The organism is Amycolatopsis sp. NPDC059657 (genome assembly GCF_042734395.1).
Classification (GTDB): Bacteria; Actinomycetota; Actinomycetes; order Mycobacteriales; family Pseudonocardiaceae; genus Amycolatopsis.
Genome location: NZ_JBHWEB010000076.1, coordinates 1 through 16,098, shown reverse-complemented (window position 1 = coordinate 16,098; position 16,098 = coordinate 1). Strand labels below are relative to the sequence as shown.

Below are 16,098 nucleotides of genomic sequence, written 5' to 3'. Positions count from 1 at the left end.
CGTGCGCGACGATCGGCGTCGCGGGCGTTCACGGTCGAACCCGTTCAACGACGGCGCCATCGACGACCAGCGGACGGTGACTCTCGCTCTCAATCTCGGCAACCGCCGAACTCTTCCGCCACCGCGCCTCCGCGGCGAGCCAACGGGTGATCTTCCAACGGCGCTCAGCCTGATAAGTGCGGAACACCTGCCGCAAAGCAAACGCGGCAGGGACGGTGGCCACGAAGCACAACGGCCCCCACCACTCGATCCCAGCCCAGAGAATCGTGCCGGTGAGCAGCACGGGTGGAGCAAGCTCGACGCAGAGCGTCAGCCTGGTTTTGGAGTCAAGCACCTGGTCAGACGGCATACTTGTCACGGGCGTCCTCGATTCAAGTTGGCGGACGTTCAAGGCCTCGAAGCTGTGTTCGCCGCACGGCTTCGAGGCCGCAAGATGAAATTTTATTCAACCTGAGTCAGGTTACATTGACGCGTGCGGATGGCGCAAGGGCGACTAAACCGCCTCTGACCTGCATCAGCCAGATAGACGTGTATGCGTCTATCTGGCTAAGCGCGTCCGTTGTTCTACGTTTCGACGTTTAGCGGTAAAAACGTCCCGACGTAATAACGGCTTGGCGTCTTGGCGCAGAGGCGCGTATAGGCGAAGCTGTCACGGCGCACTGACACCAAGGCTGGTCAGCGCCCTGACGCAACGGCGGCCTGACGCACGGGAGAGGATCCGTCGATGAGCAGAGGCTTATTGAAGCGGGCGCGCGTGGTCGCGGCCGCAATGCAAAAGGGTGGCGTCGGGAAAACGACGACGATCCTCAACCTGGCTCGCGCCGCAGCACTTCGTGGCCTGAAGGTCTTGGTCATCGACTTCGATCCCCAAGGCAATACGACCACATCGCTTGCCGCGGAACCTCTCGTGCCAAAGCAGCTGACGATCGCTGACGCCATCCTGCCCGACGAGGATGAGCCCGAAGCCCTCGCTGATGTCGTCATCAAGACCATCTGGTCGCGCGTGAAGGTACCGGACAGCGAGCCAGAGCGATTCGGCTCAGTCGACCTCGCCCCGGCAACGCTCAAGCCACTGGCAAAAGCCGAGAAGCTCATCAACGCCTCGTCCTATGGACGAGAGAGTCGGCTCAAGCAGGCACTTCAGCCCGTGCTGGGCAGGTACGACCTCGTACTCATCGACAACGCGCCGGCACTTGGCATTCTGCTGATGAATGCCCTGGTCGCTGCCGACGACGTGTTCGCCGTATCCGAAGCCGACGAGTGGTCAGCGGATGGCCTCGCCATGCTGGCCGACACAGTCAAGACGGCTAAGGAGCACTACAACCCCGGTTTGTCCTGGTCAGGCGTGCTGATCAGCAGGTGGCGAAACACGGGCCCCGAGAAGTACTGGCTCCAGGTGATCGTGGACAACTTCAAGGCTGGCCCGGTGTGGGATAAGGACAAGATTCCCCTTTGGAGCTCCATTAAGGCCACGTTGTCTGCAGGCAAAGGCATGGATGAGTCGAAAGAGGCTCGACTGCGGGTTCTGGCGCGCAGTTACCGCAGATTCGTAGCGCGGTGGGTGCACGACGAGGAATTGACCGTCTGATGGAACCACCTCGCCGACAGTCGAAGCTTGAAGATCATGACCTGTTCGCGCCGCCTCCGCCGCCTCCGCCGGTGGAGGAACCGGAGGCAGTCGAACCGAAACCTGACCCCATCCCGCCCTCGGAGCCCATCGACCAGGTGCCGCCCGGACCAACGAACCAGGACGATGACGGCCCGGCCGCGGACACGAAAGACGAGAAGGAAATTCACGAGGAGAAGGTCAAGCGGCCGCGGCGCCGACGCGGCGCTCCGCCACCGCCAATCACGCGGAATGCACGACGACGAAACGCTCGCGGGCCGGTCTCGGATGACGACTTGATCTCGTTCAACTGCAAGATGACGCGAGGGCTCCGACGAGCGGTCAAGCACTACGCCGCAGACTTCGACGTCGACATCCAGGACATCGTCGCGGCAGCTCTTGAGGACTACCTTGCCGATCGCGGAGTGCCATTTCCAGGCTCTGACCAGGTACAGCCAGATTGACGCGTGTACGTCAGGGCGCGCACGCAGCTTGCAGAAGATCTTGAGAGAATATAACCTGAGTCAGGTTGAATGGAGGGTAGATGGCAGAGGGGCCAACGGCGAGCGAGGCCAGTCGTCGTGAAAACGCCCTGATCGCGGAACTCGCTGTTCCACCAGCGGGAGAGCGGTCATGGGAGGCAATCGCACGGATGCGTCGCCTCACCGAGCTCCTGGAGGACGTTGTCAGGCGTGATGTCCGGCAAGCAATCAAGGAATCCCGAGCTGCGGAAGTTTCGACCGAGGACCTTGCAAAGGCCTGGAACGTAACGCCGACGTGGATCTACAAGCTCGTCCCGGCGAGGGCACAAAAACGCGGTTCGTAATGAGGAGATGCTCCGGGCCGGTGCAGGCACACCGGTCCGGAGCGTGGACAAAGGAAAGGGTGCTCCACGATGTCCGTAACTGATGATAGGGCCTTCACTACCAGCGGAAACATTTCCGCCGCTGACGAAGGCGAGTCCAAGGGAAAGTCACTGGACAAACGAGGGTCCGTCGGGCTCGCGGAGGAGCTCGCCGAGCTCCGAATCCGAGTGGCCGCTCAGCCCGAACTGGTCGAGCTCCGGCGGCAGGTGCTGCCTGAGAAGGAGCTGAAGCGGGAATCTCGACTGACCTCGCATGAGCGCGCTCTCGTGCGTGGTCAGCGGCGTCGTCGTGCACGGGCGGCGTCGCGTCGCGCGTGGGCGGAGGATCGCCAGGCGCGGAAGATCGAGAATCTCAAGGCTCGTGAGCAGTTGAAGCAGGCTTACGCCGACGCTGACATGAACCGCTGGCGTGACCGAGCGGCGGCTCAGTCGGAGCGTTTGACCAGCCATGACATCAAGACCGCGCAGCTGGCGCGCCAGCTGGCGTGGACGAAGCGCACCCTGGTCGCGTTGGTGGCGATCGGTATGGCGTGGTCAGGCGTGAATGTTCAGCACAACCTCGTACCGAGCAACGACATGAGCGAACCGTTGTACTGGATCGCGTACGGGATCGACGGCATGCTGCTCGGCGGTCTGCTGGTGCTGATGCTGACCTCGGCGACGATGAGCCGCTGGCAGCAGGTGGACGAGCGGACTGCGGGACGGCTCGGCCGGTTCGGCGGTTATGCGCTCGAACTCGTCTTGACGCTCGTCTCGCTTGGGCTGAACACGATCCCGCAGATTGCGCACGGGAATCTCGGGAAAGCATTCGAGTACATGGTGCCGCCGCTGGCGGTGGCCGTGCTGCTGTGGGTCTACAACTGGTCGACCAGGAGCCTGTCGCTGACGCTGGTGGCGGCCACCAAGCCAAAGCCGACGTTCGCCCTGAGCGAGACGAACCTCGTCCTCCTCGGGCAAGCTCAGCGCGCGTTCGCGCTGCTGGAGGAGGGCGTCCTGCAGCCGTCGACGGCGCCCGACGGCTGCGGCGTTCCCGCCGGCGGCCAGCTCGCCACGCACCTCAAGGTGTCCAAGCCGATCGCCAACTCGATCCGCGACCTGATGAAGGCCATCGTCCGCGGCGATCTGCAGATCGCCGGGCCAGGGCTTGACCAGGCGCCTTCTACGCAGGTGACGCTTTTGCGTGCCGCGCAGTAGCTGACGAGCGGCCGCTCGTCGGTCGAGCAGAAGAGCCCCGGAGCATCGTGCTCCGGGGCTCTTTGTGTTGGCGGGCCGTTATTTCGTGCGGCGAGTAGTCACGACGTTGGTGGGCGTGCCGCCGAAGATGACTTCCTTGATTTGCTCGGCGGCGACGGCGTAGCAGAGGCGGTTGGTTCCGGGCACGGTGCGCGCCATGTGCGGGCTGATGATGACGCCCGGACATGTCCACAGTGGATGGTCTGCGGGCAGTGGTTCGGGGTCGGTGACGTCGAGCGCTGCCCGGATTCGACCGGTCGACAGCTCGTTGACCAGGGCGGCGGTGTCGACGATGCGGCCGCGTGAGGCGTTGATGAGCAGCGCGTCGTCGGGCATGGCTGCCAGGAACTTGGCGTCGACCATGCCGGTCGTTTCGGCGGTGAGCGGCAGGGTGAGCACGACGATCTGGTGCTGCGGCAGCAGATCGGGGAGCGCGTCGGGGGAGTGCACCGGCCCGCGGGCGGTGCTGGCGACGAGCGTGGTCTGGGCGTCGAAAGGGGCCAGCTTGTCGGCCACGCCCATACCGATCGCGCCCGCGCCGATGATGAGGACTTTCTTGCCTGCCACCGTCTCGGCGGCCGTGCCAGGGCGGCGGTGCGCCCAGGTGCCGGTGTCCTGGTATCGCACGAGGTTCGGCCATTGCCGGTAGAGCGTCAGCGCGGCCGAGAGCACCCATTCGCTGACGGGGCCGACGACGGCGCCGCGTGCGGTGGCGAGCTGGATGTCGGCGGGGACGTCGCCGGACCATTCGTCGGCGCCGGCGGTGAGCAGCTGCACGTGGACGAGGTCGGGAAGCTGCGTGAGCAGGCGGATTGGCCGGTGGCTGCCTCGGTACGGCGGGATGAGCACGTGGGCGGTCCGCTGCTCGGCGTCGAGCTGCTCGGCGGTCGGGTCGTAGCGGATCACCTCGACCTCTGGCAGCTCGGCGAGCAGCTTCGCGCCCGCTTCGTCATCGGGTTCGCTGCTGACCAGGACGCGCACGGCGGGTTCCTCCTCGCAACGGACCCGCTGGTCATCAGCGGGTCGGTACGCCCCAGCGTTCCAGCAGCTGCTCGACCTGGGTTTGCAGGGGCGGGTCCTGTATCGAGTTGTCCAGTACGTGGTGGGGCATCTCGGGGGTGAAGTCAAAGCGCACGTTCGCCACGTACTCGTCCCAGTGTTCGAGCTTGTGGGTGTCGCGGGCGGCTCCGCGGCGCTTGAGGTAGACGAGCATGCTGTCGGCGTCGGTGCGAACCCAGATGACGCGCAATTCGACGCCGAGGGCGTCGGCGTCGGCTTGCTCGCGCTGGCACCACTGTCGGTCGGCGAGCTCGCGCAGGTACGGCGCGGTGGCCACAACGCTGTTCCCGCAGGACAGGTTTTCGAGGGCGAGTTCGCGCAGCGCCTCGTACTCGGCAGGGCGAACCTGCTCGAGGTAGACCTCGGACTCGCGGTCGTGCGGGCTGCGGCCGAGAGCGCGCAGCATCGCCTCGACGACCGGGCGAGTGCCGGTGTCCTTGTCCTCCATCGCCCATCCGGTCAGCCGGGAGATGATCCGGCCGACCTCGGTCTTTCCGGATCCGGCGTAGCCAGCCACGATCACCTTGATCTGGCGGGTACGGCCGCGTGCGGCGCCGGCCTGCTGGTCGGCGCCGGGGATGTTGACGAAGCTGCCCGCGCGGGGCTTCGTCACGACCAGACCCTCTTTGACCAGGAGATCCAGGGCGCGGCTGATCGTCGCGATGCTGGTTCCGCACTGCTGGGCGAGCACGCGCGTGGGCGCGAGCTGCTCCTGGTGCCGGTATCGGCCCGCTTCGATGTCGGTCCGCAGGATGCGGGCTACTTCCAGCACGCTGTTGTTTCCCCGCTGCAGCTCGATGACGTCGGCCATAGCGTCCCTCTCCCTTGTCCCCAGCAAGTCTGTATCAGACCGTATCAGACTGAATCAGCTGTTACACACAGCCCACAGGGTGAACCTCGCCTCAGCAGACTGACCAGGAAAGTTTTTGAATCAAGGGTTGTGTATCACTGATACAGATTGATACAGTCTGATACATCAAGGCGAGGGCAACACCGAAGGGGACCGAGATGACGATCATGTACTGGCTGACAGGGGCCTTCACGCTCGCAGCGTGGGTCACCACCAAGTTCGGCCGGAACGCCGCGCCTGCGGTGATCCTCACCGTGCTGGCGCTCCTCTTCTTCGTGCTCACGCCGATTGGCCAGGAATTCTTGGCGTTCGTGCACATCAAGGGCACGCAGGTCGCGGGCGGTGCCCAGTGATCCGGCGGGCGCTCGCGGCGCTCGACCGCCAGCTCGGCCTCGGCGAAGACCAACGAGCTCAGCAACGCGGATGGAAGTCCGCCCGGACGGGCCGATTCGGGCTCAGCCGGACTTATCGAGACCCGCGGTGGGCGAAGCTGCCCACGGTCGCGGCGACGTCGCTTGCTCCTGCATCTGACGCCTGACCAGGCGTAACGTGCAGGTCTAGATCAGTAAGACGCCCGGGAGCACCTGGTCCGTGCTTCCCGGGCGAGACAACCACCGGCCTCTCGAAGGGGGAGGAGACACCAATGGCTAGCAACAAGTCTCGCAGGGACACCCGGTCTCTGCGCAAGGACGACGTCAAAATGGGCGTCGTCGGCGGAATCGCGGGCGCGGGATGCGTCGCGCTCAACCAGATTCCGCTCGACGGCCCGAACTCGATCTACGCGGGTGGGTTCGGCGAAGCCTTCTCGGTCGTCACCGGCGCGGGCGCCGGCGTCGGCGGGCTGCTCGTCGCGGCCGCCGTCGCGCAGTACCGCTGGCACGGCTCCCGCACCTACCAGCGCCGCGCCACGTTCCACGCGCCCGGCTGGGCGACCTGGAACGACTACCGCGACCACCTCGGCGCGAACGTCATCATGAGCAACAAGGTCAAGGGCGGCAACCGGGGACTCGGTGCCCTGGTGCGGCCGTCGCTGGTCGACAAGCAGTTCCGCGGCGGCTACAAGCGTCGCCCGACCGACTACGGCTGCCACCTCGGCCGCATCGAGACCGGCGAGAGCCTGCGGATGCGCCGCCGCGACGCGTGGAGCTCGTTCGAGAAGGGCTGCCTGGTCATCGGCCCGCCCGGCGCCGGGAAAACAGCGAAGCTGATCCACTGGGTACTCGACGCGCCCGGCGCGGTGCTGACGGCGACGACGAAGCTCGACGTCTACGAGCACACCGCGAAGATCCGCGCCGAGCGCGGCCCGGTGCTGCTGTTCAATCCCCAGCGCCTGGACAACGTGGCGTCCACGTTGACCTGGGACCCGGTGATCGGCTGCGAGCACTACAACGTCGCGACCGCCCGCGCTCGCGCGCTTGTGCACGGCACGAAGGCGATCACGGCCATGCAAGAGGCCTCGTGGGGCGAGAAATGCGTCGAGATCTTGTCGAAGTACTTGATGGCGGCCCGGCTGATCGGCGGCGATCTGTCCACAGTGGCCTATTGGCTGGCCGACGTGCAGAACGAGGAGGCCCTGACCGTGCTGCGTGACCAGCGGTTCGCCTCCTACGTGCCGCCGGGCTGGGCCAACGCCTTGCAGGCGGAGATTCGCTCGCCCGCCGACAGGATGCGGGGCTCGATCTGGTCGCTCGCGCAGTCCTCGGTGGCGTTCATGTCCGATCCGGCTGTCGCGGCCGTGTGCCAGAAGGGCAGCGGCAGCACGTTCGACGTGCGCGAGTTCATCCGCAACCGCGGCACGCTCTACCTGGTCGGCTCGGACGAGAACGACACCATCGCGCCGCTGCTGAGCGCCTTGACGAACTACATCTACAGCGAAGCCACCGTCATGGCGGCCGAGCAGCCCGCCCGGCGCTTGGACCCGACCTTCGCGATGATCCTCGACGAGGTCGCCAAGATCACCCCCGTCGACCTGCCGGGATGGGGCGCGACCGCGCGCTCGGCGGGCATCTGGCTCGTCGCGGCGGTGCAGACGTTCGACCAGCTACGCGAACGCTGGGGCACGATCGGCGCGGGCACGATCGAAAGCGTCTTCGGCACGCTGTTTGTCCTGGCAGGACTCAAAAACGACGAGGACCTAACGAAGATCTCGAACCTGTGCGGGTTCCGCGACGAGGAGATCGAGTCCGTCGGCCGGTCAGTGCACGCCGGCGGCGTGAGCGTCTCGGAGAACACCACCGAGCGCGAAAAGCGGATCATGCCGCAGGCCGAGATTCGGATGCTGCCACCGCAGCACGCCCTGATCATCACCTCGGGCGCCCGCGCGTTCGTGGTCAGCTACGAGAAAGGCCAGATCCGGGCGACGCGGATGCGGGACCGGCTCGCGGCGGGCAAGGAGCCCGAGCGCGGCTACCTCGACTCGAACCAGCTGTACGGACCGGCTCAGCCATCCCAGCCCGCGGCTGAGCCGCAGAAGGTGAGCGCATGACCAGCGACGACGCGCTGCTCGACCTCGCGACGGAGATGCGGGACACCACCGGTAGGCACCAGGTCTGGCTGCACGATCACGGCCAGATGTTGAGCGAGCTCATGCCCAACAACGAGCTGTTGACGTGGCTGGTTGCCGAGATGCGCGAGCACGTCAACATGTTGCTCGCCGAGCAGCCCGAGGAAGCGAAGTACCCGGCCATCAACTGGGCGACCTGCCCGGCCGAAGACGCCGAGAAGCTCTGGGACGCGCTCGGCGCCTGGGTGCGCGACATCCTCGTCGCCCGGTTCCACCCGAACCGCCGCGAGCTCGTTGACTGCTGGGCTCTACACGTCGGCGCGGTGGAGAACCTGTTGTGGCTCAAGCGGTACTGGCACCTGATGCAGGCGCCGCGCGCCGTGCCGAGCATGGCGGCCGAGTGGTACACGCGGTGGCGAGCCGATGCCATGCGCGAGATCGGGGACGCCATCATGCGCGAGGCCTCGACGTTGACCCCGACCGTGGAGCGGTGCTCCCCTGGCATGCACCTCGGCAAGCCGCTGCCTGGCGCGCGCCAGGCACCTCCGCTCGCCCCTCAGCAGGGCACGCCACTGCAGCCGCCCTCCCTGCAGGGCGCGGCGACGTACCCGCCGGTGCCGCTGGGCCAGCCGCAATATCCGGCTCCGCCCCTGCCTGCGCCGGGGACCGCGTACGCCCCGCTGACTCCGATGACCGGCGCGGTCCAGGTCGACGATCCCGCGAGCGAGCTCGCGAAACCCGAGTACTGGTGGCCGCACTTCGAGCACGCCCGACGCCTCGACATCGGGCAACGTCGAGCACGAGAGGAAGCCGCGGCGAAGGCGAAAGCCGCCGCCGAAGCAGAAGCGGCCGACCGACTCGCCGCACGGTACGAGGACGAAGTGGGCGCGGACCCGAACGACTGACCAGCTCAAGGCCCTGATGGCCGCTCGGCACCCCGTCGAGCGGCCATCAGCCGTATACGCCTCGGCTGCGCTGCAAAAACGTACGTTTTTGCAGCGCAGCCCCGGGTTCGCCCCGGGTTCACCCGCCGAACTGCGCCGGAAGGCGTGTTCGTACCCGCTGCCTGGCCTTATCCTGGGCGATATGCCGGTGACGTTCAGCGAGCGAGCGTTCGACCCGAACGACGGACCTTGGGCCCGCCGCTCGACCGTCGACGCCGCGAACACGGCGGCCGCGGACGTCGACGCCGACTCGCCCTGGGTCACCCCGGACTACTCGACGATCCCGGACGACGCGCACCTGCCTCGTGATCTCGACGAGCGGTACCTCGTCTGGCCAGGACCGACCATGATCATGCCCGGCAACCTGCTGCCGGACGGGACTCTGCCAACGCGGGACCTGATCGAAAACGCGTGGAGAATCCAGCACGTTCGCTATGTCCGAACCGACGATGCCGACTACATCTGCGACGAGTACCGAGTGCAACAGCGGCACCTCCGTGACTGCGCTGGATTGCCCTTGGCGGGTCGCAAGCGAGTCGACGGTCGCATGCAGGTCGTCGACGACCCCGACACGGTCGAGCGGATCAAGGCCTTGCACGCGGAGGAGCGGCGCCGCCGTGAGGCACTTCGCTAAGAGCCTGTTTTCGAACCCGGAGCGTCGCGAGTCGCAGCGGATGCGAACTCGCGACGACGCGATACTCGTAGGCACCGAGGCGACGCTCGACCGGGTTCACTAGCGGGCTCGGATTAGGACCGGCCGGGGGCGGTCTGTCTTCTCAGCGCCCACACTGAGTGCCAGGATCAGACGATGCCCGAGTCCCTGGACGAATCCTTGACCCGGATCGCCACCACCGCGATCGACGATCGGGACGCCGCGTCGGAACAGCTGGTCGAACTGTTCGGCGCTGAGCCCACCCGAGAGGGAGCGGAGCGGCTCACCGAGGCCGCGTTCGCGGTGCCCCGGCTGCTCGGCGAGGCGTTGAGGCGGGCCGGGTTTGCCAGCCCGAAGAGCCCACTCGGCTACCGCTACACCCCAAAGCCGGATCCCACGTTCATCATCGGGTGGGCGATGCACTTCCACATGTCCGGTCAGCCATCGGAGGCGCAGGATTTCGTGCGCGCGCACCTCGATCGTGCCGGGACCTCGGTGCTGACACTGGCGTACCAGGTCGTCGTGGAGGGCCTGCAACTGCTGTCCAGCGAACTTGCCGAGCAGCGCCAGGAACCAAGCGGCACAGAGATGCGGAAGTGACGCGACGCCCCTGGACAGCTCGGCGAGCGAGGCGCAGCCTGGAACTCATGGATGAGCCCGAACGAGACCGGCTCATTGCCCACGTGGCTGCTCAGGCCGCCGAGCTGCTGGCGAACACACGGATCGAGCGCGCGCGGCGCGTGGCCGCCGGCGAGGACACCTCCTGGCTGGACCAGCTGCTGCGCGAGCTGGAGCCGATCACGAAGGAAATCCATGACGCGGACGTCTTCCAGGCGATTCGGCGTGTGGTCGAGCAGCACGGTGCCGGGCCGTATCCAGCCGACGAGCTGGCGATCATCGCGGGCATGTCTACTGAAGACGTTCTGCGGGTATCGCAGCAGATGGTCGCCGAAGGCCTCGCCTCACCCGCCGATGAGCCGCCTCGCTCCTGACAAAACGCCGATCAGGGATCGTCGTCGGCAATGAGGGTCCGCTCGACTTCCTGCTCGGTCACGCCCCGGATCTTCATGTGCCGCAACGCGCGGCTGACGTTGCGTGCGCTCAAATAGGCAGGGCGGCTAGCGTGCGACGGCTTCGCGGTCGCCGCTGGCCTGGTGCTCGTGCGTACGGTCGGCGGGCGCCGCAGCTTGGCGGTCGTCGCGCATCCGTTCCTGGCGTCGCCGTTCGGCGTCCGTGTCGGCGTCGCGGGCCGCGGCGTAGTCGGCGGCCAGCTGCCGCGTCCCGGCCATCTGCTCTTTCAGCTCGGCGCGCGTCTCGGCCTGGGCCATTGTCATGTCCAGGTCGGGGCGAACCTGACCAGCGCTGATGCGGTCCTCGGCCGTGGGTTCCGGCTCGAACAGCGCCAGCTGGTTCGGGTCGTCCGGCTCGGCCGGCGCCGGGTACTGGGCGTCGTGTTCGGGCATGTCGAGTCGGTAGTCGGTGCCGTAGTCGCCCTTGGCGGGGTCCTTCTCGGCTTCGGCCGTCTCGTCCTTCGCGACGTTCTCCTCGACCTCGTCGGTGAGGTCGACTTCGGGTTCGGGGGGCAGCGGGATGTCGGTCTCGTCGGTTACCTCGGCCGCGGTGTCCTCGTGCTCCTCGATCACGTCGGCGTCGACGATCTCGCGGTCTTCCGCCTCGGCGGCCGCGCGGTCGTGCTCGGCCTGAACAGCGGGTTCGAGGTCGAGCAGTTCACCGTCGAGCACCTCGACGTCATCGGCCACGTCGTCGTTGATCTCGGTGTTCCGGGCCTCGCTGACGATCTCCACGTAGTCGGGCAGGGCTGCGACGTCGGCCGCTTCGGCGGTCTCGACCGGCATCAGCTCGCCGTCGAAAATCTCGACCTCGTCGCGGATGTCGACGGTGCGGTCGTCCTCGACAGGCTGCTCGCTGGTGTCCTCGTAGTCGGGCTCGTCGAAGTCCGGTTCGTCGTACTCCGCGTCGGGCTCCGGTGGCAGGACGTAGCCGTCGTCGAGTTCGAGCGCGTCCTGCGCGACATAGTCGGGCAGGACCACGCGGTCGTCCTCGATGTCGAAGATCGGCTGCTGCTCGGCCGCCGGCGTTGCCGCGTCCAGCTCCTCCTCGCGTCGGATGAGCTCGTCGACGGCGGAGGCCGCCGAGTCGGCCAGGTCGCTGGTGCGTGCTACCCACGCATCGCGAGCGGTCTGCAGCCGCTCGTAGCGCCGGGTCGCCTCGGCGAACCGTTCGAACTGGCGGTCCGCGAGCTCGGCGTCGGCGACCAGCTTGGCCAAGTCAGGCGTCGGCTCGGCGTCACCGAGCATCTGACGTTCGGCCTCGACGGCCTTCCAGGCCAGCATCGCTTCGCGGCGGTACTCCTCGGCGAGCGTGGTGGCCTTCTGCAGCTGGTCGGACACGTACACCGGCGCCCAGATCTTCTCGGCCTCCCAGCGCACGATCCGCTCGCGCAGCTCCTCGACGGTCGCGGTGTGGTGGTCGGCCGTCTCGGCCGGGCGGCCGAGTGCCTCCCAGGCGCGCGTCCACGCCACGTGCCGAACGGGCTCGTGCTCGCGGCTGGGAGCCTGCCCGATGCCCATCTGGTCGGGGTCCATGCCGGTCATCTCGCGGTACGCGCCGATGGCCGCGACACGCTGCGTCCAGCCCAGCCGGGCGCGTTCGTCGTCCTCGGGCGGCATCGGTCCGAGAGCCACCAGCGCCCACTCCGGCGGCGCCAGGACGGCGCTGCGCGCCATCATCTCGACCCGCTCGTCCATGAGCTGGCCCAGCTCGCGCACGAACTCGCCGCGCGTGCCCGGCGTGGCCGCCGTCCGGTCCCGCCACGACTTCGGGACCGGACGCGGACCACGGTCGTCGATGGCTTTGCGCACGCGGAACGCGAGCGCGGCCGACATGTCCTCGGCGTTGCTCAGCGGCGGACGGTCCTCGTCACCGAGGACCGCGTTGACCACGCTGGGAACGTCGTAGCCGGACAGCTCGACGTGCTGGAGCACCTTGAGCAGGCGCTCGTGGCCGTCCTCCTTGGTCATCCAATCCACGTGGTCGGGTCCGAGCGCGCTGAGCAGGACGTCATGGTGGCGGTCGGCCATGGTGTCGCGGGTGACCAGCTCCCACAGCGGCGCCATTTCCTCGAGCGAGTCCGCGGATTCGAGCTGGGTGCGCCAGTACTCGATGGCGCTGACCGTCGAGCCGTCCGAGGAGAGAATCTCGCGCAGCAGGTCAGAGGCCTGCACCGAGTAGCGCTCCAGGTTGTGCGCGTCCGGCTCGACCTCGGTCACGCCGTAAGCAATGTTGGAGTACCGGCCACGGGTCATCGCCACGTAGAGCCCGTTACGGATCCAGCTGCGCTCAACGAGCGCGTGCGCGGTGTCGACAGTGCGGCCCTGCACGGCGTGGATCGTAGACGCGTACCCCAGCGTCATGTGCCGCTTGAAGTAGCTTTCGGGCACGGTCACGACGGCGTCGCTGTCGGACCGCTGGCACAGCAGATCACCTCGCTCGTTCTTGCCGAGCACGGTAAGGATCTCGCGGTTGACCAGCATCTCGCCGTCGGTCGACTGTACCTGCTTCCAGTTCAGGCGAGCCTGCACCTGATCGCCGACGCCGATGAAGTTCTCATCGCGCAGGGTTCCGAGAATTTTGGCGTCCACCTTGCCGAGCGCGACGAGCTCGTCTCGGATCTGCCCGCCAAGGTCGGCGGCCTGGTCGTTGTTGGATACGACCAGGACGGAGCTGCGTCCGGCCATGATGTCGGCCATGTAGCCGCGCACCGCGGCCTCGCCCATCTCGGCAATGTCGCCGGCGCGCAGTCGTCCGGCCTGCTCGTACTGGGCGAGCACGGATGCGTCGCCGTCACGCATGCGCAGGCTCGCCTCGCCCTCCCACGGGCTCAGCGGGAGCTGGTGAACTGGGACGTCGGCGTACTCGGTGTGGATGAGCGGGTCGACCTTGAAGCGCTGCACCTCTCCCAGGACGAACGGCTCGTGGTCAGCGGCAAGCAGTCGCAGGATGCCGCCCGGCCCGACGGCGGCGAGCTGCGCGTCGTCACCGGTGTACAGGAGCTTGCCGTCGGCGTTGCGCACCAGTTCAGCGATCTTCGCGAGCTGCTTGGTGTCGGCCATCCCGGCCTCGTCCACGATGAGCGCGACGCCACGCGGCAACGTCTGCTTCGGCGCCTGACCGTCGGGTCCGGGCCCGTACTCCTGCAGGAACATCGAGGTGTTGAGGGCGTCGAGGCCTTCTTCGCGGAGCACGTTGGTGGCGCGCTGGGAGGTCGCGACGCCCATCACCGGCGCGCCGAACTCCGAGCGCCACAGCTCGTCGAGCTTGCCGACGGTGAAGCTCTTGCCGGTGCCGGCGGGGCCGATCATCACGTCAGCGGCGCTGCCGCTGGTCATGATGCCCATGACGGCGTTGCGCTGGTCGGGGTGCAACGTCGTCTCTGCCAGCTGCAGCTCCAGCTCCGCGGCGCGTTCCGCGGTGAGCACGGGGCCGCCCTTGAGCGCGGCTTCGCCAAGCAGCTGCTTTTCGGCGGACATGTGCTCGCGGGTGGCGTACATGATGCCGCGCTTGGGTGCGTAGATCGAGTCGCCGCCGGGTGTGTGGCGCAGCGCGTCTGGAACGTGCGCGCGCACGTTGCCGACCAGCGGCAGCACACCGGCCGGGCCTTCCGGATCGAGAGCACGGTCGATGAGCCGCGAGATCTCGGCATCGGTCTCGTCTCCCCAGGAGACCTCGCCGACCAGCTTGTTGAGTTCGAGCGCGAGGGCGGTCTCATCCCAGGCCGCGTGTAGCGACTGCGTGTTCTCGACAGCGGCCTTGACCAGCTCGTCCTCGGTCGCGAACCCGCGCTGCGCGTCCGGGTGCCCCTCGGTCGCGACCCGCGCGGCGGCTTCCTGCACCGATGTGACCACGTCGGTCAAAGTCTCGACGCCGTGCTTGCGGACGTACCGCTCGCGCTGCGCGGCCGGTGAGAGCGGCGACTTCGAACGCCTGCCGTCGGCCCAGGCCTGGCGGCGCATGCGCGCCATGGCGATCCGGCCCGGTTCCCGGTCGTGCTTCTCGCGGTAGTCGGCCAGGAGCTTGTCCAGGTTCGCCTGAACCTGCGCGTACCGACCGGACGACTTGCCGCACAGCTCGCGGTCGACGCCGAGGATCTCGCGCGCCTTGCCATCCGGGCGCCATGCCCAGCGGGCGCCAGTCGCCTTGGTGACTTCCTCCTCGTAGCGGCGTTCGTAGACCATGGCCATCTGGCCCTTGATGGACTTGAACGCCTGCGCGTCGAGCGCGTAGATCTTGCCGTCTTTCGTCTCCACGCGATTGAGCACGGCGTTGTGGATGTGTGCGTGCGGATCGCCTTCGCGGCTGGTCGAGTGCTCCCACGACGTGACGATCAAGCCCTTGATCTCGGCGTACTCGCCGACCGTCTTGCCGGTGGCTTTGATCGTCGTGTGCGAGCCGACACGCGTGTAAACGATGTTCCGCTCGGCGAACGCCAACATCTCCGCGTTGGCGATCCGGTGCGCCTCGTCCATAGCGTCGGCGAGATCGAACTGACCCGCGGCTTCGAGTGCCGCACGGTAGACCGATGCCGACTTCGAGGGGCTGACGGTGACATCGTAGAACGCACGCGCCTTCCTCTCCGCACGCTCCATCTCCCGGCGGATCTCCGCCTGCCGCTCCTCCGTCGCGGTCGGCTCGTTCGCGAGCGCGGCAGCGATCTTCGACTCGGTCAGCACCGAGTAGTTGCGCGGGCGACGGCCGAGCGGCTCCTCGGTATCCGGGTGCTCCAGGCGCCCGTAGACGGCCCGCATCACGTCCGGGTCGACCTTGTCGCCGTCGCTGATGCCGAGCATCCCCAGGCCCTTGCCATGCCACACCCCAACGGCCTCGCCGTGGCCGGACGCACGGAGGAAATACTCCGCGCCGTCCGGCGACTTCTCGGCGTCCTTGGCCTCGCGGGTGTGCGCCGCGTGGTCGTGCTCCGCGCACCCCGTTGCGCGCAGCAAGTACTCCACCCCGCCGGCACCGGCGGAAATCGGAGTGATGCGCAGCATGGCGACGATCTTACCCCAGATATCGGCTATGCATTGGTACATGTCCTCGTCCTAAACTAGAGCAACGGCAGACGAAGTAACCAAAAGTAGCCAGAGGTAACGCAAAGCAATAAGTAACACGTTATACAAAGGTGGGGCATGAATCTTGAAAAGGTGACACACGGTAGGCGTAGGTACCGACGCGATAGAGGGGGTGTGGGGGAGATGGGCTCCCCCACAGAAGGCCTCGCCCGGTGAGCCGCGAGGACCAGCGCGGCTCGGCACGGCGGCCGCGACCCGAGCCTCGCCCGGTGAGCCGCGAGGACCAGCGCGGCCCGG

General features: G+C 67.2%; 13 protein-coding genes. 9 read left to right on the top strand and 4 right to left on the bottom strand.

The features are described from left to right. Positions 1–28: 28 nt before the first annotated feature. Positions 29–349, bottom strand: coding sequence for a hypothetical protein (locus tag ACFV15_RS32240; protein ID WP_378355073.1), 321 nt, complete (start codon positions 347–349; stop codon positions 29–31). Between the two features lie 375 nt (positions 350–724). Between ACFV15_RS32240 and ACFV15_RS32235 the strand changes: the two genes are divergently transcribed. From ACFV15_RS32235 to ACFV15_RS32225, 3 genes are all read left to right on the top strand, one after another. Next, a complete protein-coding gene (locus tag ACFV15_RS32235; RefSeq protein WP_378355071.1) occupies positions 725–1,588 on the top strand; it encodes a ParA family protein in 864 nt (287 codons plus the stop codon). Continuing rightward, complete coding sequence (locus ACFV15_RS32230) at positions 1,588–2,070, top strand: hypothetical protein (protein ID WP_378355069.1); 483 nt, start codon at positions 1,588–1,590, stop codon at positions 2,068–2,070. The genes ACFV15_RS32235 and ACFV15_RS32230 overlap by 1 nt, the downstream gene beginning before the upstream one ends. 431 nt (positions 2,071–2,501) lie before the next feature. Beyond that, positions 2,502–3,665: a hypothetical protein gene (locus ACFV15_RS32225; protein ID WP_378355068.1), complete on the top strand. Its 1,164-nt coding sequence runs from the start codon at positions 2,502–2,504 to the stop codon at positions 3,663–3,665. A gap of 78 nt (positions 3,666–3,743) precedes the next feature. On the opposite strand, the gene ACFV15_RS32220 is transcribed toward ACFV15_RS32225, so the two are convergent. Together ACFV15_RS32220 and ACFV15_RS32215 are read right to left on the bottom strand one after the other, a co-directional pair. Then, positions 3,744–4,685, bottom strand: coding sequence for an NAD(P)-dependent oxidoreductase (locus ACFV15_RS32220; RefSeq protein WP_378355067.1), 942 nt, complete (start codon positions 4,683–4,685; stop codon positions 3,744–3,746). Between the two features lie 34 nt (positions 4,686–4,719). Then, the gene (locus ACFV15_RS32215; RefSeq protein WP_378355065.1) at positions 4,720–5,574 is read right to left on the bottom strand and encodes a GntR family transcriptional regulator; all 855 of its coding nucleotides are present in this window, start codon (positions 5,572–5,574) and stop codon (positions 4,720–4,722) included. Positions 5,575–5,771: 197 nt separating this feature from the next. On the opposite strand from ACFV15_RS32215, the gene ACFV15_RS32210 reads away from it, so the two are divergent. The 6 genes from ACFV15_RS32210 (at position 5,772) to ACFV15_RS32185 (ending at position 10,704) form a co-directional block, all read left to right on the top strand. Then, positions 5,772–5,966, top strand: coding sequence for a hypothetical protein (locus tag ACFV15_RS32210; RefSeq protein WP_378355064.1), 195 nt, complete (start codon positions 5,772–5,774; stop codon positions 5,964–5,966). A gap of 290 nt (positions 5,967–6,256) precedes the next feature. Beyond that, a complete protein-coding gene (locus ACFV15_RS32205) occupies positions 6,257–8,098 on the top strand; it encodes a type IV secretory system conjugative DNA transfer family protein (RefSeq protein WP_378355063.1) in 1,842 nt (613 codons plus the stop codon). Then, positions 8,095–9,021: a hypothetical protein gene (locus ACFV15_RS32200; RefSeq protein ID WP_378355062.1), complete on the top strand. Its 927-nt coding sequence runs from the start codon at positions 8,095–8,097 to the stop codon at positions 9,019–9,021. Before ACFV15_RS32205 ends, ACFV15_RS32200 begins: the two co-directional genes overlap by 4 nt. 181 nt (positions 9,022–9,202) lie before the next feature. Then, a complete protein-coding gene (locus tag ACFV15_RS32195) occupies positions 9,203–9,694 on the top strand; it encodes a hypothetical protein (RefSeq protein ID WP_378355060.1) in 492 nt (163 codons plus the stop codon). A 174-nt stretch (positions 9,695–9,868) separates the two neighbouring features. Beyond that, on the top strand, positions 9,869–10,312 hold the full coding sequence (locus ACFV15_RS32190; protein ID WP_378355058.1) for a hypothetical protein: 444 nt from the start codon (positions 9,869–9,871) through the stop codon (positions 10,310–10,312). Positions 10,313–10,359: 47 nt separating this feature from the next. Further along, positions 10,360–10,704, top strand: coding sequence for a hypothetical protein (locus ACFV15_RS32185; protein WP_378355057.1), 345 nt, complete (start codon positions 10,360–10,362; stop codon positions 10,702–10,704). 126 nt (positions 10,705–10,830) lie between these two features. Here ACFV15_RS32185 and mobF read toward each other — a convergent pair whose 3' ends face one another. Next, positions 10,831–15,780, bottom strand: a complete 4,950-nt coding sequence (mobF, locus tag ACFV15_RS32180; RefSeq protein WP_378355055.1) for a MobF family relaxase — start codon at positions 15,778–15,780, stop codon at positions 10,831–10,833. Positions 15,781–16,098: the final 318 nt, after the last annotated feature.

What these genes read in the sequence shown, in the direction of transcription:
- ACFV15_RS32240 (WP_378355073.1), bottom strand. Translation starts at nt 349, where the DNA reads ATGCCGTCTGACCAGGTGCTTGACTCCAAAACCAGGCTGACGCTCTGC.
- ACFV15_RS32235 (WP_378355071.1), top strand. Translation starts at nt 725, where the DNA reads ATGAGCAGAGGCTTATTGAAGCGGGCGCGCGTGGTCGCGGCCGCAATG.
- ACFV15_RS32230 (WP_378355069.1), top strand. Translation starts at nt 1,588, where the DNA reads ATGGAACCACCTCGCCGACAGTCGAAGCTTGAAGATCATGACCTGTTC.
- ACFV15_RS32225 (WP_378355068.1), top strand. Translation starts at nt 2,502, where the DNA reads ATGTCCGTAACTGATGATAGGGCCTTCACTACCAGCGGAAACATTTCC.
- ACFV15_RS32215 (WP_378355065.1), bottom strand. Translation starts at nt 5,574, where the DNA reads ATGGCCGACGTCATCGAGCTGCAGCGGGGAAACAACAGCGTGCTGGAA.
- ACFV15_RS32210 (WP_378355064.1), top strand. Translation starts at nt 5,772, where the DNA reads ATGACGATCATGTACTGGCTGACAGGGGCCTTCACGCTCGCAGCGTGG.
- ACFV15_RS32205 (WP_378355063.1), top strand. Translation starts at nt 6,257, where the DNA reads ATGGCTAGCAACAAGTCTCGCAGGGACACCCGGTCTCTGCGCAAGGAC.
- ACFV15_RS32200 (WP_378355062.1), top strand. Translation starts at nt 8,095, where the DNA reads ATGACCAGCGACGACGCGCTGCTCGACCTCGCGACGGAGATGCGGGAC.
- ACFV15_RS32195 (WP_378355060.1), top strand. Translation starts at nt 9,203, where the DNA reads ATGCCGGTGACGTTCAGCGAGCGAGCGTTCGACCCGAACGACGGACCT.
- ACFV15_RS32190 (WP_378355058.1), top strand. Translation starts at nt 9,869, where the DNA reads ATGCCCGAGTCCCTGGACGAATCCTTGACCCGGATCGCCACCACCGCG.
- ACFV15_RS32185 (WP_378355057.1), top strand. Translation starts at nt 10,360, where the DNA reads ATGGATGAGCCCGAACGAGACCGGCTCATTGCCCACGTGGCTGCTCAG.
- mobF (WP_378355055.1), bottom strand. Translation starts at nt 15,780, where the DNA reads ATGCTGCGCATCACTCCGATTTCCGCCGGTGCCGGCGGGGTGGAGTAC.